The organism is Micrococcus sp. iso_229, from assembly GCF_058072725.1.
Window position 1 is genome coordinate 1479959 of the sequence record NZ_CM176514.1, and the last position, 22808, is coordinate 1502766.

18 protein-coding genes are annotated in these 22808 nt (G+C 73.7%); 6 read left to right on the forward strand and 12 right to left on the reverse strand.

The window, feature by feature from the left end; genetic code table 11:
- Window positions 1-46: 46 nt before the first annotated feature.
- The 6 genes from der to AC3RKA_RS06870 all read right to left on the reverse strand — a co-directional run bounded on the left by der (window position 47) and on the right by AC3RKA_RS06870 (window position 7169).
- Window positions 47-1585 carry a ribosome biogenesis GTPase Der gene (der, locus tag AC3RKA_RS06845; RefSeq protein WP_206480877.1) on the reverse strand — a complete coding sequence of 513 codons (1539 nt, stop codon included), beginning with the start codon at window positions 1583-1585 and terminating at the stop codon, window positions 47-49.
- A complete protein-coding gene (gene cmk, locus AC3RKA_RS06850; RefSeq protein WP_464466425.1) occupies window positions 1582-2313 on the reverse strand; it encodes a (d)CMP kinase in 732 nt (243 codons plus the stop codon). The genes der and cmk overlap by 4 nt, the downstream gene beginning before the upstream one ends.
- A gap of 1 nt (window position 2314) precedes the next feature.
- Window positions 2315-3475, reverse strand: a complete 1161-nt coding sequence (locus AC3RKA_RS06855) for a prephenate dehydrogenase (protein WP_115166124.1) — start codon at window positions 3473-3475, stop codon at window positions 2315-2317.
- The gene (locus AC3RKA_RS06860) at window positions 3472-4428 is read right to left on the reverse strand and encodes a pseudouridine synthase (RefSeq protein WP_049160937.1); all 957 of its coding nucleotides are present in this window, start codon (window positions 4426-4428) and stop codon (window positions 3472-3474) included. Before AC3RKA_RS06860 ends, AC3RKA_RS06855 begins: the two co-directional genes overlap by 4 nt.
- A 222-nt stretch (window positions 4429-4650) precedes the next feature.
- Entirely contained in the window at window positions 4651-5511 is an 861-nt protein-coding gene (locus AC3RKA_RS06865) for a ParA family protein (RefSeq protein ID WP_036315755.1), read from the reverse strand.
- A gap of 242 nt (window positions 5512-5753) precedes the next feature.
- Window positions 5754-7169, reverse strand: coding sequence for a cation:dicarboxylate symporter family transporter (locus tag AC3RKA_RS06870; protein ID WP_489727024.1), 1416 nt, complete (start codon window positions 7167-7169; stop codon window positions 5754-5756).
- 187 nt (window positions 7170-7356) lie between these two features.
- On the opposite strand from AC3RKA_RS06870, the gene AC3RKA_RS06875 reads away from it, so the two are divergent.
- Both AC3RKA_RS06875 and AC3RKA_RS06880 read left to right on the forward strand, forming a co-directional pair.
- A complete protein-coding gene (locus tag AC3RKA_RS06875) occupies window positions 7357-8976 on the forward strand; it encodes a sensor histidine kinase (RefSeq protein WP_489727025.1) in 1620 nt (539 codons plus the stop codon).
- Window positions 8973-9689: a response regulator gene (locus tag AC3RKA_RS06880; protein WP_049160928.1), complete on the forward strand. Its 717-nt coding sequence runs from the start codon at window positions 8973-8975 to the stop codon at window positions 9687-9689. Before AC3RKA_RS06875 ends, AC3RKA_RS06880 begins: the two co-directional genes overlap by 4 nt.
- A gap of 7 nt (window positions 9690-9696) precedes the next feature.
- On the opposite strand, the gene AC3RKA_RS06885 is transcribed toward AC3RKA_RS06880, so the two are convergent.
- Complete coding sequence (locus tag AC3RKA_RS06885) at window positions 9697-11652, reverse strand: AMP-binding protein (RefSeq protein WP_489727026.1); 1956 nt, start codon at window positions 11650-11652, stop codon at window positions 9697-9699.
- A 216-nt stretch (window positions 11653-11868) separates the two neighbouring features.
- Here AC3RKA_RS06885 and AC3RKA_RS06890 point away from each other — a divergent pair, with 216 nt between their 5' ends.
- The 4 genes from AC3RKA_RS06890 to AC3RKA_RS06905 are packed head-to-tail and all read left to right on the forward strand — an operon-like array spanning window position 11869 to window position 16221.
- Window positions 11869-12558: a GntR family transcriptional regulator gene (locus AC3RKA_RS06890; protein ID WP_387100609.1), complete on the forward strand. Its 690-nt coding sequence runs from the start codon at window positions 11869-11871 to the stop codon at window positions 12556-12558.
- Complete coding sequence (locus AC3RKA_RS06895; RefSeq protein WP_489727027.1) at window positions 12555-14081, forward strand: MmgE/PrpD family protein; 1527 nt, start codon at window positions 12555-12557, stop codon at window positions 14079-14081. The genes AC3RKA_RS06890 and AC3RKA_RS06895 overlap by 4 nt, the downstream gene beginning before the upstream one ends.
- On the forward strand, window positions 14081-15019 hold the full coding sequence (gene prpB, locus AC3RKA_RS06900; RefSeq protein ID WP_489727028.1) for a methylisocitrate lyase: 939 nt from the start codon (window positions 14081-14083) through the stop codon (window positions 15017-15019). The genes AC3RKA_RS06895 and prpB overlap by 1 nt, the downstream gene beginning before the upstream one ends.
- A 56-nt stretch (window positions 15020-15075) precedes the next feature.
- Window positions 15076-16221, forward strand: a complete 1146-nt coding sequence (locus AC3RKA_RS06905) for a bifunctional 2-methylcitrate synthase/citrate synthase (RefSeq protein WP_002857407.1) — start codon at window positions 15076-15078, stop codon at window positions 16219-16221.
- A gap of 255 nt (window positions 16222-16476) precedes the next feature.
- Here the strand turns inward: AC3RKA_RS06905 and pyrG are convergent, their stop codons facing one another.
- From pyrG to AC3RKA_RS06930, 5 genes are read right to left on the reverse strand one after another with little or no spacing between them, the layout of a single operon-like run.
- Window positions 16477-18186, reverse strand: a complete 1710-nt coding sequence (gene pyrG / locus AC3RKA_RS06910) for a CTP synthase (protein WP_081091340.1) — start codon at window positions 18184-18186, stop codon at window positions 16477-16479.
- A gap of 9 nt (window positions 18187-18195) precedes the next feature.
- Window positions 18196-19212, reverse strand: a complete 1017-nt coding sequence (gene xerD, locus AC3RKA_RS06915; protein WP_002855875.1) for a site-specific tyrosine recombinase XerD — start codon at window positions 19210-19212, stop codon at window positions 18196-18198.
- On the reverse strand, window positions 19209-19916 hold the full coding sequence (locus AC3RKA_RS06920) for an NUDIX domain-containing protein (RefSeq protein WP_002855873.1): 708 nt from the start codon (window positions 19914-19916) through the stop codon (window positions 19209-19211). The genes xerD and AC3RKA_RS06920 overlap by 4 nt, the downstream gene beginning before the upstream one ends.
- Before the next feature lie 41 nt (window positions 19917-19957).
- On the reverse strand, window positions 19958-21700 hold the full coding sequence (gene recN, locus AC3RKA_RS06925; protein WP_002855872.1) for a DNA repair protein RecN: 1743 nt from the start codon (window positions 21698-21700) through the stop codon (window positions 19958-19960).
- Complete coding sequence (locus AC3RKA_RS06930; protein ID WP_002855870.1) at window positions 21697-22785, reverse strand: NAD kinase; 1089 nt, start codon at window positions 22783-22785, stop codon at window positions 21697-21699. The genes recN and AC3RKA_RS06930 overlap by 4 nt, the downstream gene beginning before the upstream one ends.
- Window positions 22786-22808 lie beyond the last annotated feature (23 nt).

A 22808-nucleotide genomic window follows, 5' to 3' on the forward strand; every position in this document is an offset into this window, starting at 1 on the left:
TCCCCCGGCCCGGGAGGCCGAGGGACGTCGTCGGGGCGGTGCCGGATCAGCGGCCGCGGCCGCGCTTCTCGCGCACGCGCATGCCGATCTCGAGGGGCGTGCCCTCGAACCCGAACGTCTCGCGCAGGCGGCGCACGATGAACCGGCGGTAGCCGGGGTCCAGGAACCCGGTGGTGAACAGCACGAACTTGGGCGGCCGGCTCGAGACCTGGGTCGCGAACAGGATGCGGGGCTGCTTGCCGCCGCGCAGCGGGTGCGGGTGGGCCGCCACGAGCTCGCCGAGGAACGCGTTGAGCTTCCCCGTGGGGATGCGGGTGTCCCACGAGTCCAGGGCGAGGTCCAGGGCGGGGACGAGACGGTCCTTGTGCCAGCCGGTCTTCGCGGAGATGTTCACGCGCGGCGCCCAGGCGACGTGCGCCAGGTCCCGGTCGATCTCCTTGGCCAGCTGGTGCCGGCGGTCCTCGTCCACCTGGTCCCACTTGTTGAACGCGATCACGAGGGCACGCCCGGAGTCCAGCACCATCTGGAGGATGCGCACATCCTGCTCCGAGACCACCTGCGGCGCCTCGAGCAGCACCACGGCCACCTCGGCGCGGTCCAGTGCGGAGGCCGTGCGCAGCGACGCGTAGTAGTCGGCGCCGTGGGCCATGTGCTGCCGTCGACGGATGCCGGCGGTGTCCACGAAGCGCCACAGCCGTCCGCCGAGCTCCACGAGCTCGTCCACGGGGTCGCGCGTGGTGCCGGCCAGGTCGTCCACCACCACGCGGTCCGAGCCGGCCAGCTTGTTCAGCAGCGAGGACTTGCCCACGTTCGGCCGGCCCACGAGGGCGATCCGGCGCGGGCCGCCGCGCGGCACGAGGCCGCCGTGGGCGGACTCCTCCGGCAGCGCCTCGAGGGCGGCGTCCAACAGGTCCGCGACGCCGCGGCCGTGCACCGCGGACACCGGGTACGGGTAGCCGAAGCCGAGCGACCACAGGGTGGCGGCGTCGGCCTCCTGGACCATGTCGTCCACCTTGTTGGCGGCCACGATCACCGGGCGGTCCTTGCGACGCAGCATCGAGACCACGGCCTCGTCCGTGGCCGTCATGCCGACGGTGGCGTCCACCACGAACACGACGGCGTCCGCCACGTCCACGGCCAGCTCGGCCTGCTCGGCCACGCGACGGTGGATGCCCTTGGCGTCGTGCTCCCAGCCGCCGGTGTCCACCACGGTGAACTCGCGGCCGTTCCACTCGGCGTCGTAGGAGACGCGGTCGCGGGTCACGCCGGGCACGTCCTCCACGACGGCCTCACGGCGGCCGATGATGCGGTTGACGAGCGTGGACTTGCCGACGTTCGGCCGGCCCACGATGGCCAGCACGGGCGGCACGGGCGCGTCGACGTCCTCGTCGGGCCCGAACTGCCACGCGTCGAGGAGGGCGGCGTCGTCCTCCTCGAGCTCGTAGTCGGCCAGGCCGGCGCGCAACGACGCGGCACGCGCCTCGGCCTCCTCCTCGGTCATGGCGGCGAGCCGCTCGGCCACCTGATCGTCGCCGGCGGGGACGAACTCGTCCTCACCGGAGCGGTGCTGGGGGTTCTCGGTCATCGTCGGCCTCCCTTCACGGCCGGGATGCCGGCCTGGTCCTCGACGGCGGCCAGGACGGCCGCCACGGTCTGCTCGAAGTCGAGCTCGGTGGAGTCCACGAGCGCCACCCCGTCGGCGGGGCGGTCGAACGTGGACACGGTGGCGTCGCGGGCGTCGCGCCCGGCCACCTGGCGGTGCAGCGTGCCGGCGTCGACGCCGGTCTCCCCCGCCGCGGCCAGCTGGCCCGAGCGGCGGGCGGTGCGCACGGCCTCGGAGGCCGTGAGCAGCACGCGCGCGTGGGCGTCCGGGGCCACCACCGTGGTGATGTCGCGGCCCTCGGCGACCATCCGGCCCGCGGCGGCGATCGCCGCCCGCTGGCGACGGTGCAGCTCCTCGCGCACCGGGATGACCACGGCGACGGTGGAGACCGTGTCCGTGACCTCGGGGCCGCGGATCGCCTCGGTGACGTCCGTGCCGCCGACCCGCACGGCCTCGACGTCCGGGTCGGTGGACTGGTCCAGGTCCATGGCGACGGCGGCCGCCGCCACGGCCTCCGAATCGGCCAGGTCGACGCCCTCGTGCAGGCAGTGCCACGCCACGGCGCGGTACATGGCGCCGGTGTCCAGGTACGCGGCACCGAGACGCCGGGCCACGGCCTTGGACACGGACGACTTGCCCGAGCCCGAGGGGCCGTCCACCGCCACCACGAGCGGCGCGGGTGCGACGTCGTCGCGAGTGTGCTCGGTCATCTCAGACCACCTTCCATCCGGCGGCGGTCAGCGCCGCCACGAGTTCGTCCCTGCGGCCGGGCAGCACGGAGATCTCCACCATGCCGACCCGGTGGCCCGAGGCGTGCTCGAGCCGCAGGTCCTCCACGTTCACGTCCGTGCGGCCGACCTCGTCGAGGAGGGCCGCGATCTGCCCAGGGGCGTCGTCCACGATCACCGTGACCACCGCGAACGCCTGCGGCGGCGCCCCGTGCTTGCCGGGCACCCGCGCCCGACCGGCGTTGCCCTCGGCGATCAGCTGCGCCATGTCCAGCCGGGCCCCGGGGGCGGAGGGGTCCTCCAGGGTGCGGATCAGCCGGTCCAGGTCCGCCCGCAGCCCGTGCAGCGCCGGCACGATCCGCCCGGCGTTGCCGGAGAGGATCTGCACCCACAGCTGCGGGTCCGACGCCGCGATCCGGGTGGTGTCCCGCAGCCCGTTGCCGGCCAGGGCGAGCGCCTGGTCCGGGGTGTCCTGCAGGCGGGAGGCCACGAGCGAGGCGGCGATCTGCGGCAGGTGCGAGATCAGCGCGACCGATTCGTCGTGGGCGCGGGCGGCCATCCGGTACGGGGTGGCCTGCAGCGTCAGCGCGAGCGCCCGACCGGCCGCGAGGGCGGCCGGCTGGGTCGTGTCCGTCGGGCACAGCACCCACGGCGCCTGCGTGAACAGGGTGCCGCGGGCCGCCACGGGACCGGACCGCTCGGAGCCGGCCATCGGGTGCGTCCCGAGGTACCGGTCGGCGTCTTGCGGGGCCAGGCGGCCGTCGTCGACGGCGGCGCGCACGCCCGCGGCGACCGCCTCCTTCACCGACGCGATGTCCACCACCACGGCCGCGGGCCAGCGGCGCAGCGAGTCCACCACGACGTCGGCGGTCACGTCCGGCGGCGCGGCCACGACGACGAGGCCCGGGGCGGCGTCGAGGTCGTCGCCCTCGGCGTCCAGGCGGGCGGGGCGTCCGGCGCGGATGTCCGCGGCCACGGCCAGGGCGGCGGGCGAGGGGTCGTGCAGGCGCACGTCCACACCGGCCGCGCTCAGCCCGATGCCGATCGAGGTGCCCAGCAGACCGGTCCCCCGGACGAGGACGGGCTGCGGGATCCCGGCCGGGCCGTCACCGAGCGCGGCGGCGGACTCGGCGGGCGCGCTCACAGGCCGACCAGGGCCTTGAGGTGGCCCAGCTCCTGCGCGTTGAGCGCGCGGACGGTGCCCTGCTTCTGGTCGCCCAGCAGGATGGGGCCCACCTTGACGCGGACGAGCCGCTCGACCGGGTGGCCGATCTCCTGGAACATGCGGCGCACGATGCGGTTCTTGCCCGAGTGCAGCACGACCTCGACGAGCACGTGGCCCGGAGTCGAGTCGACGAGCTTGAACGAGTCCACCTGCGCCACGCCGTCCTCCAGCTCCACGCCCTCGCGCAGACGGTTCGAGACGCCCTTGGCCAGCGGGCCGCGGGTCTGCACCACGTAGGTCTTGGGGACCTCGTAGCTGGGGTGGGTGAGGCGGTTGGCCAGCTCACCGTCGTTGGTGAGGATGAGCAGGCCCTCGGTCTCGTTGTCCAGACGGCCCACGTGGAACAGGTGCTCCTGCCCGGGCTTGAGGTAGGTGGCGATCGAGGGCCGGCCCTCGGGGTCCACCATCGTGGAGATCACGCCGCGGGGCTTGTTGAAGACGAAGTACTGCTTGGTCACGTCCGTCTGCACGGAGATGCCGTCCACCCGGATCACGGCCCGGGCCGGGTCCACGCGCACACCGGGCTCGGTGACGACGACGCCGTCCACCTCCACGCGGCCCTCGGCGATGAGGTCCTCGCTCACGCGCCGGGACGCCACACCCGCCGCGGCCAGCACCTTCTGCAGGCGCTCGCCCGACTCGTCGTGGATGCGGTCGAGGTGGGCGGCCTTGGCCCGGGCGGCTCCGGCGCCGCGGCCGCGGCGACCGCGGGTGCGCGGCACGGCGTCCTCGTCGAAGGGGGCCTCCTCGCGGGGGCCGGCGGCGCCGCGGCGGGCACCGATCTGTCGCTGGTAGTCGCGCTCCTGGAACGGGCCGCCCCGTCGACCGACGGCGGGGGTGCGTCCGGAGCCTCGCGGCTTGCGGGAGTTCATGCGGAGGGCGTCCTTTCGGGTGCGCGTCAACGGCGCCGGTCGGGCCGGCGGCGGACGGGTCAGGGGGTGAGGGACGGCCCGGAGACGGACACGCCCGGCTCCATTCTCGCAGATCGGCGGCGTCTCGTCTCCCGACCACCGCTCCCCCGGCCGCGAGCGCGCAGAGAACCGGCCCGGTCCCGCGACGGGACCGGGCCGGCGTCGTCGGCGCTCAGCGGACGGTCACGGCGCGCCGCCGCGGCAGATCAGCTCGCGGGCGAGCTGCCGGTAGGCCTTGGCGCCGTCGTGGTTCTCGGCGAACAGGGTGATGGGCGTGGCCGCCACCGTGGCATCGGCGAACTTGATGGACCGCTTGATGACGGTCTCGAACACGCGGTCCCCGAAGCCGGCCACCAGCGAGCCCACGACCTCCTTGGAGTGCAGGGTCCGCTGGTCGAACATCGTGGCCAGCACGCCGTCGATCTCCAGGTCCGGGTTCAGCCGGTCCTGCACCTTCTCGATCGTCTCGACGAGCAGGGCGACCGCGCGCAGCGCGAAGAACTCGGCGGTCAGCGGGATGATCACGCCGTGGGAGGCGGTCAGCGCGTTGACGGTCAGCAGGCCCAGCGAGGGCTGGCAGTCGATGAGGACCACGTCGTAGTCGTCGCGGACCTGGCGCAGCGCGCGCTCGAGGACCTGCTCGCGGGCCACCTCGTTGACGAGCTGCACCTCGGCCGCGGACAGGTCGATGTTGGCCGGCAGCAGGTCCATGTTCTCGAAGTCCGTGGACAGGATCGCGTCCTTCGCGGTCACCGACCGCTCCATGAGCACGTTGTACACCGTGGTGTCGAGCTCGTGCGGGTTCGCACCCAGGCCGGCCGAGAGGGCGCCCTGCGGGTCGAAGTCCACCATGAGCACCCTGCGGCCGTAGCCCGCGAGCGCGGCGCCCAGGTTGATGGTGGAGGTCGTCTTCCCGACGCCGCCCTTCTGGTTCACCATCGAGATGATCCGCGCCGGGCCGTGCGAGGTCAGGGGCGCGGGCTCGGGGAAGTCGTGCTTGGGCCGGCCGGTGGGCCCGAGCACGGGCTCACCGTGGATGGTCATCACGGGGATCGGTTCTCTCGAGGTCACGGCGGCGCCGGCTCCTTCCACGGTGGTCTGCACGCCCGGCCGCGGGCCGCGGCGCGCCGCGGCCGCCGTCGTCGGCGTGTCCGGATCTTCCCCCCACCCTAGTGCCTGGCGTTCCCAGGACGACGGCGACGCCGGGGACGGGCCTGTGTCCAGGCTCGTCCCCGGCGTCGCCGGTGGTCGACGGTGCGGCGTGCCGCGCGGGCCCGCCGCCTCCGTCAGCGGGTGGGGTTCCGGTCGCCGTCGGCGGCCATGGTGAAGTTCAGGCTGGAGTCGGGGTGGCCCTCGTAGGCCTGCTCGGCGACCGTCGGGGACTGCTGCGGGTCGTGCGCGGCGCCGTCGTGGCCGACCACGGTCGCCTCGTCGAACTTCAGCTCGCCGCTGAGGACGCGCCGGGCGCGCTCGCCGTCGAGTTCGCCCACCCAGCGGCCGACGAGGAGCGTGGCCACGGCGTTGCCGGTGAAGTTGGTCAGGGCGCGGGCCTCGGACATGAACTTGTCGATGCCCACGATCACGCCCATGCCTCCGAGCAGCTCGGGTCGGTGCGCCTGCAGGCCGGCGGCGAGCGTGGCCATGCCCGCGCCGGTGACGCCGGCCGCGCCCTTCGAGGCGATGATCATGAAGACCAGCAGGCCGATCTGCTCGCCGAGGTTCATCTCCGCGCCCATCGCGTTGGAGACGAAGAGCGCGGCCATGGTCAGGTAGATGGCGGTGCCGTCCAGGTTGAAGGAGTAGCCGGTGGGCACGGTCACGCCCACGACGGACTTGTCCACGCCGGCGTGCTCCATCTTGGCGATCAGACGGGGCAGGGCGGTCTCGGAGGAGCTGGTGGCGAAGATGAGCAGGTACTCCCGGCCCAGGTACTTCATGAGGGACAGGATGCTCAGGCCGGTCACGACCTTCAGGATGGTGCCGAGCACCACCACGATGAAGGCGATGCAGGTCAGGTAGAAGGTGCCCATGAGCAGCGCCATGGCGCCGATCGCGGACCAGCCCGTGGAGCCGACGACGGCGGCGATCGCACCGAAGGCGCCGATCGGGGCGACCCACATCACCATCATGAGGATGCGGAACACGACGCCCTGGATCAGCGTGAGACCACGCAGCAGCGGGGCGCCGGCCGGGCCCATCTGCTGCAGGGCGAAGCCCACGAGCAGGGCGATGAACAGGGTGGGCAGCACCGGCAGGGAGCCGGGGATGATGTCCAGCAGGAACTGGACGGTGCCGTCCACCGCGGCCTGGGGCTTGTTCGGGTCGTAGGGCGTCAGCTTGAGGCCCTCACCGGGATGGATGAGGTTGCCGACGACGAGGCCGACGGCCAGCGCGAACGTGGACATCGCCATGAAGTAGACCAGGGCGATGCCGCCCACGCGGCCGACGGTCGCGGCCTTGGCGATCGAGCCGACGCCGAGGGCGATCGTGCAGAAGATGACCGGGCCGATCATCATCTTGATGAGGGAGACGAAGCCGTCGCCCAGGGGCTTGAGGGACTTGCCGAACTCGGGGAAGAGCAGGCCGACGGCGGCGCCCAGCACCACCGAGGCGATCACGGCGATGTACAGCCAGTGGGTGCGGTCCTTCTTCGTCGCCGGGGCCGGCGGGGCCGAGGTCTCGGCCGGTGGGGTGTGCGCCATCGGGCGTTCCGTTCTGTGCGGTGGTGGCGCGCCGCCGAACGGTCCGCAGCGGCGCGGGAGGGTTGTGACCACTCTCGCGGGCCGGGGTGGTGTCGGTCACGATTGCGGTCATAGTGGTCACGGCGGCCCGCGGGCTGCAGGATCGTGGGGGTGGACCGGCGCGTCGCCGGCCCGAGGGAGGAGAGGAATGCGCCACCCGTGGTCGATCGCCCGGCGGATCGCCGTGGTCCACGTGGCGCTCGTGGCGGCCATCGCCCTGTTCAGCGTGTGGAGCGCCTACCTCCAGGCCCGCGAGGTGGCCCTGCGCGTCGAGGAGCGCCACGTGCAGGGCGTCACCACCCTGGTGGCGCGCGACCCCGCGCTCGTCTCGGCCCTGCGGGTCGGCGACGCCCCCGCCCTGCAGGCCGGGATCGACGGCTGGATCGCCGAGGCGCAGGTCTCGTGGCTGACCGTGATGGATCCGGACGGGATGCGGTTGGCGAGCTGGCGCCCCGAGCAGGTCGGTGTCCGCTACCCGAGGCCGGTGGACGCCGTCGTCGCCGGGGACACCGTCGTGGAGCTCTCGAACACCGGTGCCGCGGGCCGTTCGGTGCGCGCGCTCGCACCGGTCGTGGACCCGGAGGACGGCACCGTCCTGGGCGTGGTCACGATGGGCGTGCAGATCTCCGACGTCACCATCATGGCCGAGGCGCAGATCCCCGGCATCCTGCTGGGCTCGGCCGCCGTGGCCGCCGTCGGCCTGCTCGTCGCGTGGCTCGTGGGCCGGTATCTGAACCGGGTGACGCTCGGACGCGGCCCCGAGCAGATCGCCGAGCAGTTCCTGCTGGCCGAGACGGCCATGGCCTCGCTCGAGGCCGGCGTGGTGGTCCTCGCCCCGGACGGCCGGGTCCGCCTGCACAACGACGCCGCCGCGCGCCTGCTCGGCTGGGAGGGCGAGGGCGAGCCTCGACTGCCCACCGAGCTCTCCGCGGCCCTGCCGGGCGCGGTCGGCGGCGAGGCAAGCCTCGCCGTCGGCGGGCGGGTCCTCGTGGTGCAGCAGCGGGTCGTGCGGGCACCCGGCCGTTCCGACCCCGGCGGGTCGGTCCCGCCGACGGCCCTCGCCGCGGCCGCCCGCGAGGGCGTGACCACCGCCCCGGCGGGATCGCGCGTGCTCGTCCTGCACGACCGCACCGACCTGCAGCGGCTCGGCGACGAGCTCACCGTGGCCCACACCCTGACCACGGCGCTGCGCGCGCAGACGCACGAGCACGCCAACCAGCTGCACACCGCCCTCGCCCTCGTCGAGTCGGGCCGGCTGGAGGCGGCTCGCGCCGTGCTGTCCCGCCGCGCCGCGGACGAGGAGGCCTCCGACGACGTCCTCGCCGCCCTGCTCGACGCGAAGGCCGCCCAGGCGCGTGAGCGGGGCGTGGCGCTGACCTGGTCGGCCGAGCTGACCGTGCCCGCCCCACTGCGCCCGCTCGACCTGCTGACCGTGCTGGGCAACCTGGTGGACAACGCCCTCGACGCCGCCGCACCGGACCTGTCCGCGGCAGACCGGTGGGTCGACGTCGAGGTGGTCTCGGACGACGCGGGCCTGCTCGTGCAGGTGGCCGACGGCGGCCCCGGACCCTCCGACGCGGACCGCGGCCGACTCTTCGACCGGGGCTGGTCGACGAAGCCCGTCGGCGCCGCCGGACGCGGCATGGGGCTGTGGCTGACGCGGCGGATCGCGGAGGAGGCCGGCGGGGTCGCGGACGTCGCGACCGACTCGGGCACCGTGTTCACCGTCGAGGTGCCCCGCGACCCCCGACCCCAGGAGGAGACATGACCGCCCGCCCGTACCGGGTGCTCGTCGTCGAGGACGAGCAGCTGACGGCCGAGACCTACGTGGCGCACCTGGACCGGCTGCCGGGCTTCGAGGTGGCCGCGGTGGCCGGTTCCCTGCTGGCCGCGCGGCAGGTGGCCGCGGCGGGCCTGCACGCGGACGGGCGCTTCCCGTTCGACGTCGTGCTGCTGGACATGAACCTGCCGGACGGGCACGGCCTGGACTTCCTGCACCAACTGCGCGCGGCCGGCTTCCACGGCGGGGTGCTGGCGCTCACCGCGGCCACCGACCTGCCGGTGGTGCGCCGCGCCGTCGCCTACGGGGTGACGCAGTACCTCGTGAAGCCGTTCGGGTTCGACGAGTTCGCGGATCGGCTGGGCGGGTTCCGCGCCGCCTCGGCGATGCTGGCCGGCGACGGCGCCCTCGACGGCCAGGAGCAGGTGGACGCCGTCTTCCGCGTCTCCCGCGAGCGGCGCGCCGAGGCCCTGCCCAAGGGGTTGACCGAGGGCACCCTGCGCGAGGTGATGGACCTGCTGGGGGCGGACCCGGAGACCGCCCTGAGCGCGGCCGAGGTGGGCGATCGCCTGGGCATCTCCCGCGTGACGGCCCGGCGCTACCTCGAGCACCTCGAGCGGATCCGGCGGGTGCGGCGCTCGGCCCGGCACGGCGGCCGCGGCCGGCCCGAGCAGGAGTACCGCTGGGCCGGCCGCACGTGAGCGGGGCTCAGCGGGCCGGGCGCAGCACCCCGGCCAGGGCCTCGAGCACGGCGGGGTCCTCGATGGTCGAGGGCACCGCGTACTCCTCGCCGTCGGCCATCTGCCGCATGGTCTTGCGCAGGATCTTGCCCGAGCGGGTCTTGGGCAGCGCCTCCACCACGACGACGTCGCGGAAGTCCGCCACCGGGCCCACCTCGCGGCGCACGGCCTGACGCAGCTCGTCCAGGAGCGCGGCCTCGGCCTCGGAGCCGGGCTCGGGCGTCTCGACGTCGGACTTGAGGACCACGTAGCCCGAGGGCCGCTGGCCCTTGAGCGGGTCCGCGACGCCGATCACGGCGCATTCGGCCACCGCCGGGTGGGAGGCCAGGGCGGCCTCGAGGACGCCCGTGGACAGCCGGTGTCCGGAGACGTTGATGACGTCGTCGGTGCGGCCGAGCACGAACACGTAGCCGTCCTCGTCCACGACGCCGGAGTCACCGGTCGCGTAATGGCCGGGGAACGCGCTGAGGTAGGAGTCGATGTAGCGCTGGTCGTCGCGCCACAGGGTGGGCAGGGTGCCCGGGGGCAGCGGCAGCCGCAGGGCGATGTTGCCCTCGGTCCCGGCGGGCACGGGCTCCCCCAGGCCGTCCAGGACCACGAGATCGACGCCCGGCGAGGGCACCGAGGACGAGCCGATCTTCACCGGCAGCTGCTCCAGACCCACCGGATTCGCCGCGATGGCCCAGCCGGTCTCGGTCTGCCACCAGTGGTCGATCACCGGCATGCCCAGCAGGCCCTCGATCCACCGCTGCGTCTCCGGGTCCAGGCGCTCGCCCGCGGCGAAGAAGTGCCGCAGGGAGGACAGGTCGTGGGCCTGGAGCAGCTCGCCCTCGGGGTCGGCGCGGCGGATCGCACGCAGCGCCGTGGGGGCCGTGAAGAAGGAGCGCACGCCGTGGTCCTCGATGAGCCGCCAGAACGCGCCGGCGTCGGGCGTGCCCACGGGCTTGCCCTCGTACATCACCGTGGTGGCCCCGGCCAGCAGCGGGCCGTAGACGATGTAGGAGTGCCCCACGACCCAGCCCACGTCCGAGGCCGTGCACATCACCTGCCCCGGGCCGACGTCGTAGATGTGCTCCATGGTCCAGCGCAGGGCGACGGCGTGGCCCCCGTTGTCCCGGACGACGCCCTTCGGCTTGCCCGTGGTGCCCGAGGTGTAGAGCACGTACAGCGGGTCGGTGGCCTGCACCGGGACGCAGTCGGCCGGCTCGGCGGCCGCGACGGCCTCGCCCCAGTCCTCCCAGCTCGCGCCCCCGCGTCCGTCGGCGTCCGCGAGCGCGGTCTCGAAGCCCTCGCGGTGGTGGACCAGCACCGTGCGCACGGGGTGCGCGGCGGTCTCGAGCGCCTCGGCCACGGCGGGCAGGTACTCGACCCGGCGCTTGGGCTCGATGCCGCCGGAGCAGGTGAGCACGACGTCGGGGGCGGCGTCGTCGATGCGGGAGGCGAGCTCGCGCGGGGCGAAGCCGCCGAAGACCACGGAGTGCACCGCGCCGAGCCGTGCGCATGCCAGCATCGCGATGTGCGCCTGCGGGATCATCGGCAGGTACACGAGGACGCGGTCGCCCCTGCCGACGCCGCGCGCGGCCAGGGCGCCGGCCAGACGGGCCACCGCGTCCGTGAGCTCGGCGTACGTGTAGCGGGTGACCTCGCCGGTCATCGCGGAGTCGTGGATCAGCGCGACGGCGTCCCCGCGGCCCGCCTCGACGTGCCGATCCAGGCAGTTGAAGGCGGTGTTCAGCTCGCCGTCCGGGAACCAGCGGTACAGGGGCGCGGCGGAGTCGTCGAGGGCGCGCGTGGGCGCGACGGTCCAGTCGATGGCGCGCGCCGCCTCGAGCCAGAACCCCTCGGGGTCGCGGAGGGAGCGGGCGTGGGCGTCGGCGTACGCGCCGGAGGGGCGGTCTTCGGTGGGGGCATCGTGGGTCGCCATGCGCCCAGGGTAGTGCCGTGGATCACACGGGGCAAGAGATCTGTATACATTTCTCGCGCTGCGAGTGGGGCATGCCGGCGCACGGGCGTCCCCCGCCAGGGGCACGGCACCCGGCATCCTCACGCAGGACGACACTCCCCTCCGACGGCGTCGTCCGACGCGCGCACCGGACACGCCCCCTGCCCTCGGCGGGACTGTTGTGTATACACTGGCCGCATGCGAGCGAGTGAGCGGGCGTACCAGGCCCTGAGGGCGGAGATCCTCGACTGGTCCCTCCCTCCGGGCGCGGGCCTGGGCGAGGTGGAGCAGGCCGAACGCCTGGGCATCTCGCGCACCCCTCTGCGCGAGGCGCTCTCCCGCCTGGTGGCCGACGGCCTGGCCGAGCAGGCACCGGGCCGGGGCATCGTCGTCGCCGACCTGTCCCTCGAGCAGGCGGACCAGCTGTTCGACCTGCGCATCGCCCTCGAGTCCCTCCTGGCGCGCCGGGCCGCGCAGCGGGCCACCCCGGAGGCGGCCGAGCGGTTCTCGGTCCTCGCGGGCCGTTTCCAGGAGGCCGAGACGGCCCTGCGCGGCGGGACCGACCCCGCGGACTACTACGCGATGACGGCCGAGCTGGACAGCCGGCTGGACGAGGCCGCCGCGAACCCCTACCTCGTCTCCACCCTGCGCACCCTGCGCCTGCACCTGGCGCGCCTGCGCCGACTGGCCGCCGACGACCCGGCCCGCCTCGCGGCCTCCGCCGCGGAGCACGCGGACATCGCCGACGCCGTCGGCTCGGGCGCCGCGGACCTCGCGGAGGCGACCACGCGGGTCCACCTGCACCACGCCTTCCACCATCTGACCCGGCGCGGTCGCGCCGAGGAGACCCCGACCCTGCTGACCCCCACCGAAGGAGACCGACCATGAAGAACCATCACGTACGCGTCCACCGCTCCGAGGAGAACCTCGAGCGCAAGGACCAGCTGGCCTGGAAGCTGGCCAAGGTGGCCGTCGACGACGTCGAGGTGCTGCCCGAGGTCGAGGAGATGATCATCAACCGGATCATCGACAACGCCTCCGTCGCCGTCGCCTCGCTCCGGCGCGGCCCGATCGTCGCCGCCCGCGCCCAGGCCCTGTCCCACCCGGTCTCCACCGGCGGTGCGGGCGCCTCCGTGTTCGGTGTGGAGCAGAAGGTCTCCCCCGAGTGGGCCGCGTGGGCCAACGGCGTGGCCGTCCGCGAGCTGGACTACCACGACACGTTCCTGGCCGCCGAGTACTCCCACCCGGGCGACAACATCCCGCCGATCCTCGCCGTCGCCCAGCACGCCGGCCGCTCCGGCAAGGACCTGATCCGCGGCATCGCCACCGGCTACGAGATCCAGGTGGACCTCGTGAAGTCCATCAACCTGTACGGCCACAAGATCGACCACGTGGCCCACATCGGCCCCTCCGCCTCCGCCGGCATCGGCACCCTGCTCGGCCTGGACACCGAGACCATCTTCCAGGCCATCGGCCAGGGCCTGCACACCACCACCGCCACCCGCCAGTCCCGCAAGGGCGAGATCTCCACGTGGAAGGCCCACGCCCCGGCGTTCGCGGGCAAGATGGCCGTCGAGGCCGTGGACCGCGCCATGCGCGGCCAGACCTCGCCCGTCCCGATCTACGAGGGCGAGGACGGCGTGATCGCCTGGCTGCTGGACGGCCCGGACGCCTCCTACGAGGTGCCGCTGCCCGAGCAGGGCGAGCCCAAGCGCGGCATCCTGGACACCTACACCAAGGAGCACTCGGCCGAGTACCAGGCCCAGGCGTGGATCGACCTGGCCCGCAAGCTCCACAAGGAGCACCCGGAGGCCACCGACCCGGCGAACGTCGAGTCGGTGCTGATCAAGACCTCGCACCACACCCACTACGTGATCGGCTCGGGCGCCAACGACCCGCAGAAGTACGATCCGACCGCCTCGCGCGAGACCCTCGACCACTCGATCCCCTACATCTTCACCGTGGCCCTGCAGGACGGCTCCTGGCACCACGTGGACTCCTACGCCCCCGAGCGCGCCCAGCGCGAGGACACCGTGGCCCTCTGGCACAGGGTGACCACCGTGGAGGACCCGGAGTGGACCCGCCGCTACCACTCGCTGGACCTCGCGGAGAAGGCGTTCGGCGGAGCGGTGGAGATCACCCTCAAGGACGGCACCGTCATCACCGACGAGATCGCCGTGGCCGACGCCCACCCGCTCGGCGCCCGGCCGTTCGCCCGCGAGCAGTACATCCAGAAGTTCCGCACCCTGGCCGAGGGCATCGTCTCGAAGGAGGAGCAGGACCGCTTCCTGGCCGCCGCCGAGCGCGTGGCCGAGCTGCAGCCCGGCGAGCTGGACCAGCTGAACATCCTGGCGGACCCGGCGTTCCTGTCCGAGGCCGACCTCGCCGCCGCCCCGAAGGGCCTGTTCTGATGCTGTACTCGACGAAGACGGCCGAACAGAAGCGGATCGACCTGCGGCAGACCCTCCAGCAGGGCGGCGCCCAGCAGTTCCCGGGCGCGTTCACGCCGCTGACCGCCAAGCTGATCCAGGAGAAGGGCTTCCCCGGGGTCTACATCTCCGGCGGCGTGCTCGCGAACGAGCTGGGCCTGCCCGACGTCGGGCTGACCACGCTCACCGAGGTGGCCGTGCGCGGCGGGCAGATCGCCCGCCTCACGGACCTGCCGTGCCTCATCGACGCGGACACGGGCTTCGGCGAGCCGATGAACGTGGCCCGCACGGTGCAGGAGTTCGAGAACGCCGGCCTGGCCGGCTGCCACATCGAGGACCAGTTCAACCCCAAGCGGTGCGGCCACCTCGACGGCAAGAACATGGTGGACCTCGACACCGCGGTCAAGCGCATCGCCGCCGCCGTCGACGCCCGCCGGGACCCGAACTTCCTCATCATGGCGCGCACCGACCTGCGTGCCGTGGAGGGCCTGGACGCCGCGATCGCCCGCATGAAGGCGCTCGTGGAGGCCGGGGCGGACGCGATCTTCCCGGAGGCCCTGAAGGACATCGGCGAGTTCGAGACCGTGTGTCGCGAGCTGGAGCCCCTCGGGGTCCCGGTCCTGGCGAACATGACCGAGTTCGGCAAGTCCGAGCTGTTCACCCGCCGGCAGCTGGCCGACGCCGGCGTCGCGATGGTGATCTACCCGGTCACCCTGCTGCGCTCCGCGATGGGCGCCGCCGAGCGCGTGCTCGACGCCATCAAGGAGGAGGGCACCCAGCAGTCGCGGGTGGAGCAGATGCTCACTCGCGCCCGCCTCTACGAGCTGGTGGACTACGAGGGCTACAACGCCTTCGACACGGGCATCTTCAACTTCGACGTGCCCACGCTCGACATCGGCGCCAACCACGCCGACCTCTGACCCGTCACCGGGCCCGCTCGTGCGCGGGCGGGCCCCACTCCCCGAGGAGGGACACCATGACCGAGACCGAGATCAAGAAGGGCCTGGCCGGCGTCGTCGTGGACACCACGGCGATCTCCAAGGTCAACCCGGAGACGAACTCCCTGCTGTATCGCGGCTATCCCGTGCAGGACCTGGCCGCGCAGCTGCCGTTCGAGGCCGTCGCGCTGCTGCTCTGGACGGGCGAGCTGCCCACGGACGAGGAGCTGGCCGCGTTCGAGCGCTTCGAGCGCGCCCACCGTGCCCTCGACCCGAAGGTGAAGCAGGCCATCGACCTGCTGCCCACCGACTGCCACCCCATGGACGTCGGCCGCACCGCCGTGTCCGTGCTCGGCGCGAACCACCCGAAGGCGGAGGACTCCTCCCCCGAGGCCGAGCTGGAGAAGGCCCAGGCGCTGTTCGCGGCGTTCCCGGCCGTCGTCGCCTACGACCAGCGCCGTCGCCGCGGCCAGGACGTGGTGGAGCCGCGCGAGAACCTGGACTACTCGCAGAACTTCCTCTGGATGACGTTCGGCGAGGAGGCCGCCCCGGAGGTCGTGGACGCGTTCCGCGTCTCGATGGTGCTGTACGCCGAGCACTCGTTCAACGCCTCGACCTTCACCGCGCGCGTGATCACCTCGACGCTCTCCGACCTGCACTCGGCCGTGACCGGTGCGATCGGCGCGCTCAAGGGCCCCCTGCACGGCGGCGCCAACGAGGCCGTGATGCACACCTTCGACGAGATCGGCATCCGGAAGGAGGAGTCCCGTGAGGACGCCGCCGCCCGAGCGAAGGCGTGGATGGAGGACGCCCTGGCCCAGAAGAAGAAGGTCATGGGCTTCGGCCACCGCGTCTACAAGAACGGCGACTCCCGCGTGCCCACCATGAAGGCCGCGCTGGACCGGATGATCGAGCACTACGGCCGCGAGGAGTTGCTCGGCCTGTACGACGGTCTGCAGCAGGCCATGGACGAGGCCAAGCAGATCAAGCCGAACCTCGACTACCCCGCCGGCCCGACGTATCACCTCATGGGCTTCGACACCGAGCTGTTCACGCCGATCTTCATCGCCTCGCGCATCACCGGCTGGACCGCCCACATCATGGAGCAGCGCGCCGCGAACGCGCTGATCCGCCCGCTCTCGGCCTACGACGGCCCGGAGCAGCGGGAGCTGCCGGCGGGCTGAGCCTCGTGAGCGGCGGTCGGGGCGACTTGTCGGAGGTGTAGACGCAGATCACCTCCGGCAAGTCGCCCCATTCGCTCGCGGTGCGGTGCCCGCACCCCGCGCGCACGACGACGGCGGGTCGCCCCGGGTGGGGCGGCCCGCCGTCGTCGTGTCGTCATCCGTGCGATGCCCTCGCAGAGTGGTCACGACACGCCGCGTGCCGGGTGCGGCGACGGCGTGTCGTGACCACTCTGTGTCGGGCCGGTCGGCAGCCCCTCAGCGTCGGGCCGCCGCGTCGGCGCGGCGGGCCAGGCCGGCGGCGACGAGGCCGGCGAACAGCGGGTGCGGGCGGGTCGGCCGGGAGGAGAACTCCGGGTGGGCCTGCGTGGACACGTAGTACGGGTGCACGTCCCGGGGCAGCTCCACGAACTCCACAAGGGCGCCGTCCGGGGAGGTGCCGCAGATCGCGAGGCCGGCCTCCTCGAGGCGGTCGCGGTAGGCGTTGTTCACCTCGTAGCGGTGGCGGTGGCGCTCGGTCACCTCGGTGGTGCCGTACGCCTCGGCCACCACGGAGCCCGGGCGCAGGGTCGCGGGGAAGGCGCCCAGGCGCATGGTGCCGCCGAGGTCCCCCTCGCCGGCCACGATCTGCTCCTGCTCGGCCATGGTGGCGATCACGGGCGAGGCGGTCTCCGGGTCGAACTCGGTGGAGTCCGCGTCCTCCAGGCCGAGGACGTTGCGGGCGTACTCGATGACCATGGACTGCAGGCCCAGGCACAGACCCAGCGTCGGGATCCGCTGCTCGCGGGCGTGCCGCAGCGCGCCGAGCTTGCCCTCGAGCCCGCGCACGCCGAAGCCGCCGGGCACACACACGGCGTCGACGTCCGCGAGCGCCGCCGCCGCGCCCTCAGGGGTGGCGCACTCGTCCGCGGCCACCCAGCGGATGCCCACCTTGGCCCGGTGGGCGAAGCCACCGGCGCGCAGCGCCTCGGTGACGGACAGGTAGGCGTCCGGCAGGTCCACGTACTTGCCCACGAGCGCCACGGTGAGCTCATGCTCCGGGTGGTGCACGGCGTCCATGAGCGCGTCCCAGGCGGTCCAGTCCACGTCCTTGAACTTCAGGTCCAGGGACTGCACCACATGGGCGTCGAGGCCCTGGTCGTGGATGACGCGGGGGATGTCGTAGATGGAGGGGGCGTCGGCGCAGTTGACGACGGCGTCCTGCGGGACGTCGCACATGCGGGCAATCTTGCCGCGGACGTCGTCGGGGACGGCCCGGTCCGAGCGCAGCACGATCGCGTCCGGCTGGATGCCGATCGAGCGCAGGGCGGCCACGGAGTGCTGGGTGGGCTTGGTCTTGAGCTCCTGCGAGGGGCCGATGTACGGCACGAGGGAGACGTGCAGGAAGAAGACGTCGTCGCGGCCGACGTCCTGGCGGACCTGGCGGGCGGCCTCGAGGAAGGGCTGCGACTCGATGTCGCCGACGGTGCCGCCGATCTCCGTGATGATCACGTCCGGGGCGGGGCGGTCGCCGCGGGGCTCCGCGGGCAGGCGCATCCGGCGGCAGATCTCGTCGGTGATGTGAGGGATGACCTGGACGGTGTCCCCGAGGTACTCGCCGCGGCGCTCGCGGGCGATCACGGTGGAGTACACCTGGCCGGTGGTCACGTTGTCCAGGCCGTCGAGGTCCTCGTCGAGGAAGCGCTCGTAGTGGCCGATGTCCAGGTCCGTCTCGGCGCCGTCCTCGGTAACGAACACCTCGCCGTGCTGGAACGGGTTCATGGTGCCCGGGTCCACGTTGAGGTAGGGGTCGAGCTTCTGCATCACCACCCTGAGCCCGCGCGCCTTGAGCAGGTGGCCGAGCGAGGAGGCCGTGAGCCCCTTGCCGAGGGAGGAGGCGACACCGCCGGTCACGAACACGTGACGGGTGACGCGCGTGGACGTCTGAGTACGAGAAGTTCGTTTCACCACGGATCTCGAGCGTATCAGGTGCGGGGCTCAGCGCGCGCGCGGATGCGCGGCGGCGTAGACCTCGCGCAGGGAGTCCACGGTGACGAGGGTGTACACCTGCGTGGTGGTCACGGACGCGTGCCCGAGCAGCTCCTGGACCACGCGGACGTCCGCGCCGCCGGCCAGCAGGTGCGTGGCGAAGCAGTGGCGCAGGGTGTGGGGCGAGACGTCCGCCTCGAGGCCGGCGCGCTCGGCCGCCCGCTTCAGCACGGCCCACGCGGACTGCCGGGAGAGCCGGCCCCCGCGGGCGTTGACGAACAGGGCGGGCGTGGAGCGTGTGACTCCCGTCATGATCGTGGGCCGTCCCCGCACCAGCCATGCGTCGAGCGCGGCGGCCGCGTAGGAGCCGATCGGCACCACGCGCTCCTTGGACCCCTTGCCGAACAGGCGGACCACGGGCTGGCCGCCGTCGTCCCCGGTCTGCGCGAGCCCCACCACGTCGTCGACGTCGAGGCCGACCACCTCGGAGATGCGGGCGCCGGTGCCGTAGAGGAACTCGAGCAGCGCGCGGTCCCGCAGTCCGGCGGGGGTGTCGACGGGCACGGCCTCCAGCAGCGCCGTCACCTGCTCTACGGGGAGCGCCTTCGGCAGGCGGTCGCCCGGCTTCGGCGGGTGGACGTCGCGGGCGGGGTCGGCGGGCGTGAGTCCCTCGAGGGCCCAGAACCGGTGCAGGCCGCGCACGGCCGCGAGCACGCGGGCCGCCGAGCGGACCGCGAGGGGCCGCCCGCCGTCCTCGCCGGTGCCCAGCGCCCGCAGGAAGCCGGAGACGTGGCCGGGGTCGACGTCGGCGGGGGCGCGCACCCCGTGGGCTTCGAGCCAGCGGCGGTAGCGCTCGAGGTCGCGGCGGTAGGCGGCCAGCGTGTTCGCGGCGAGGCCCCGCTCGACGGCCAGGTGCTCCAGGTGGCGGCGGAACGGGGCCGCGAGCGCGGACTCCGCGCCCCGGCCCCCACGACTCCCACGGGCCTCGGCCTCGCCGCTCCCCCGGGCGGCCGGGTCGGTGCTCACGCGGGCCAGTCCGCCCCGGGGCCGTGGCGGTCGGGGACGAACGGCGCGTCCACGGGACGCAGGCGTCGCCAGCCCTGGGCGCGGTGGGCGCCCAGGGCCAGCACGGCGACGACGGTGGACGGGTTGTGCACCCGGCCGTCCAGGACGGCGTCGGTCACCTCGTCGAGGCCGACCCACACGAGCGGCATGGCGGCCTCCTCGTCCTGCCGGGTGTGCCGCTGACCGTCGGGGATCTCCTCGATCTGACGGGCCAGGAACACGCGGATCGCCTCGCTGGAGCCGCCCGGGGTCGTGTAGTAGTCGATGAGGGTGTGCCACTCGCGGGCGCGCAGGTCGGCCTCCTCGGCCAGCTCACGGACGGCGACCTGGTGGAGGTCCTCCCCGTCCACGTCCCGCAGGCCCGCCGGGATCTCCCACAGCTCCATGCCCACGGGGTGGCGGTACTGGCGGACGAGGGCCACCTGCTCGCGGGGGCCGGTGGTGGTGAGCTTGGTGCGGACCGCGAGGATCGCCACGGCGCCCGGATGCACCATCAGCTCCCGGGTCAGCGGTTCCCGGGACTTGTCGGCCGGGTCCAGGCGGAACGACTCCCGGGCGATGTTCCACACTCGGCCCTCGTACACGGTCTTCGACTTCTTCACCGGGCGGGGGACGTGCAGGTCGCGCAGGGGCGAGCGTCCCGCGGACGCGGGGATCTCAGGCATGGGGCGATCCTCTCATGTCGGGGCGGCGTCCGCGGACCGGGTCAGCCGCGTTCGCGGGCGGAGGACTCGAGCAGTTCCCGGGCGTGCTCGCGGGCCGCCGCGGAGTCCCCATGGCCGGCGAGCATGCGGGCGAGCTCCTCGACCCGCTCGTCGGCCGTCAGCGTCACGACGTCGGAGGTGGTCACACCCGCGGCCGGGTCCGAGTTCTTCTCCACCCGCACGTGCCGGTCCGCGTAGGCGGCGACCTGGGGCAGGTGCGTCACGGCGATGACCTGCACGTGGCGGGCGAGGCGGGCCAGTCGGGCCCCGATCCGCACGGCGGCCTCACCGCCCACGCCGGCGTCGACCTCGTCGAACACGAAGGTGGGCACCGGGTCCGTGGCGGCCAGGACCACCTCGAGGGCGAGCATCACGCGGGAGAGCTCGCCGCCGGAGGCGCCGCGGCCCAGGGGCCGGGGCTCGACGCCCGCGTGGGGGCGCAGGGCGAGCGTGACGTCCTCAGCGCCGTACGGGCCGAGACCGTCCCCGGCGACCGGCGTCAGCCCGACGTGGAACGAGGCGTCCGGCATGAACAGGGCGTGCAGCTCCTCGGTCACCGCGGTCTCGAGCCGCTCGGCGGCCGCGGTGCGCAGGGCGGTGAGGGTCGCGGCCCGCTCGCGCAGCGCGGCGTCCAGCCGGTCGACCTCCGCCTCGAGCTCCTCGAGGCGGCCGGAGTCGCCCTGCAGCTCGTCCAGGCGCGGACGCTGGGTCCGGGCCCAGTCGATCACGTCGGCGAGCTCCGGCCCGTAGAGCCGCTGCAGTCGTGTGAGCTCGGCCAGCCGCGACTGGGCCGCGTCGAGGTCGGAGGCCGCGTCGGCGTCCAGGTCAGCGGTGTAGCGGGCCAGGTCGCCGGCGATGTCCGTGAGCACGACGGCGGCCTCGGCCAGGCGCGCGGCCGCGGCGGCGAGCTCGGGGTCGTCGCCGGGGGCGGCGAGCACGGCCTGCCGCGCCCCCTCCACGAGGCTGACGGCGCCGGGGGTCTCGTCCATCGCGTCCACGTCGGGGCCGGCCAGTCGGGCGTGCGCTTCCCCCGAGGCGGCACGCAGCTCCTCGACGTCCTCGAGCCGGCGGATGAGAGCCCGCAGCTCCTCGTCCTCCCCCTCCTGCGGGTCGGCGAGGTCGATCTCCTCGAGCGAGCGCTGGAGCGCCTCGGCCTCGCGGGCCCGCTCCTGGCGGTGGGTGGTGAGCTCCTCGCGCTCCCGACGCGCGGCGGCCCAGGCGGCGTGGTCGGCGCGGTAGGCCCGCAGGGCCGCGGCGAGCTCGGCGCCGCCGAACGCATCGAGGGCGTGCCGCTGGGCGTCGGCGCCCTGGAGGCGGACCTGGTCGTTCTGCCCGTGCACGGCCACGAGCGTGGCCCCGATCTCGGAGAGCAGGCCCACGGGCACGGAACGGCCGCCGGCCGCGGCGCGGGAGCGTGTGCCCTCCCCCGATGCCGTGACGCTGCGGCTGAGGACCAGGTCGCGGGTGCCGTCGTCGCCCTCGTCCACGACCGCGCCGGCATCCTGAGCCAGGCGGAGCGCCGCGTGGTCCGCGGCCACGCGCACGCCGGCGTCCACGACCGCACGGGACGAGCCCCGGCGGACCGCGCCCGCGTCGGCGCGAGCACCGAGCAGCAGGCCCAGGGCGGTGACCACCATGGTCTTGCCGGCGCCGGTCTCGCCGGTGACGACGGTGAAGCCGGGGTCCAGGTCCACGGTGGCCTCGCCGATCACGCCCAGCCCTGAGATCCTCAGATGGTCGATCATGCGTCCTCCCCGGGGTGACGCGCCCCGCGGTCGCAGTGGCGCTGGATGTCCGCGGGCGAGAGCACCGACAGCGGCATGGTGGCCGGTTCGACGACGTCGGGACGCGGCCCCGCGTGCCGCGGCTCGACGGTCTCCACCGCGTGGAGCACGCCCGCCCGCTCCTGGGCGGTGACGGGGCCGCGCCAGCCGTCCGTGGGCAGCCGGAACTTGCGCACCAGCCGTTCCGCGAAGGGAGTCGGGTTGAGACGGGCCAGGCGCACCGGCTCCGCCGACCGGGACACCTCGATCCGGGCCTGCGGCGGCAGTTCGACGGTGCGCCGGCCGTCACACCACAGCACACCGGTCTCGCGGGTGCGGGTGAGCACGTCCACGCCGATCGTGGAGCGCGGACCCACCACGAGGGGGCGGGTGAACAGGGCGTGGGCGCTGATGGGCACGCACAGCAGGGCCTCCACGGAGGGCCACACCACGGGGCCCCCGCCGGAGAAGGCGTAGGCCGTGGAGCCGGTGGGGGTGGCCAGCACGACGCCGTCGCAGCCGAAGGCCGTCAGCGGCGAGTTGTCCACGGACACGACCACCTCGAGCATCCGCTCCCGGTGGGACTTCTCCACGGAGGCCTCGTTGAGGGCCCACGTGCGGGCCACCTCGCGGCCCTCCACGTGCACGACGACGTCCAGGGCCATGCGCTCGATCACCACGTAGGACTCCGAGGCGATCGCCTGGACGGTGCGGTGCAGGTCGGTGCGCTCGGACTCGGCGAGGAAGCCGACGTGGCCCAGGTTCACCGCCAGCAGCGGCACGTTGTAGCCGCGGACGAAGTCGGCCGCCCGCAGCACCGAGCCGTCGCCGCCGAGGACGAGGCCGAGGGTGATGTCCTCGAGCTCGCAGTCGACCCCGAGGGCCTCCGGCGCGAACTCCGGGGGGTCCCCCGCGGCCGCGCGGATGGCGGCCACGTCCTGTTCGAGCATGACGCTGACCAGGCCCTCCTCCGCGAACATGCGGGTGGCCTGCAGCGCCGCGCTGATGGCGTCCTCGCGGCCCGTGTGGGTCAGGACGAGGACGCGACGTCCGGGGGTGTAGGGCATGGTTCCTTCCGCGAGCCGGGGTG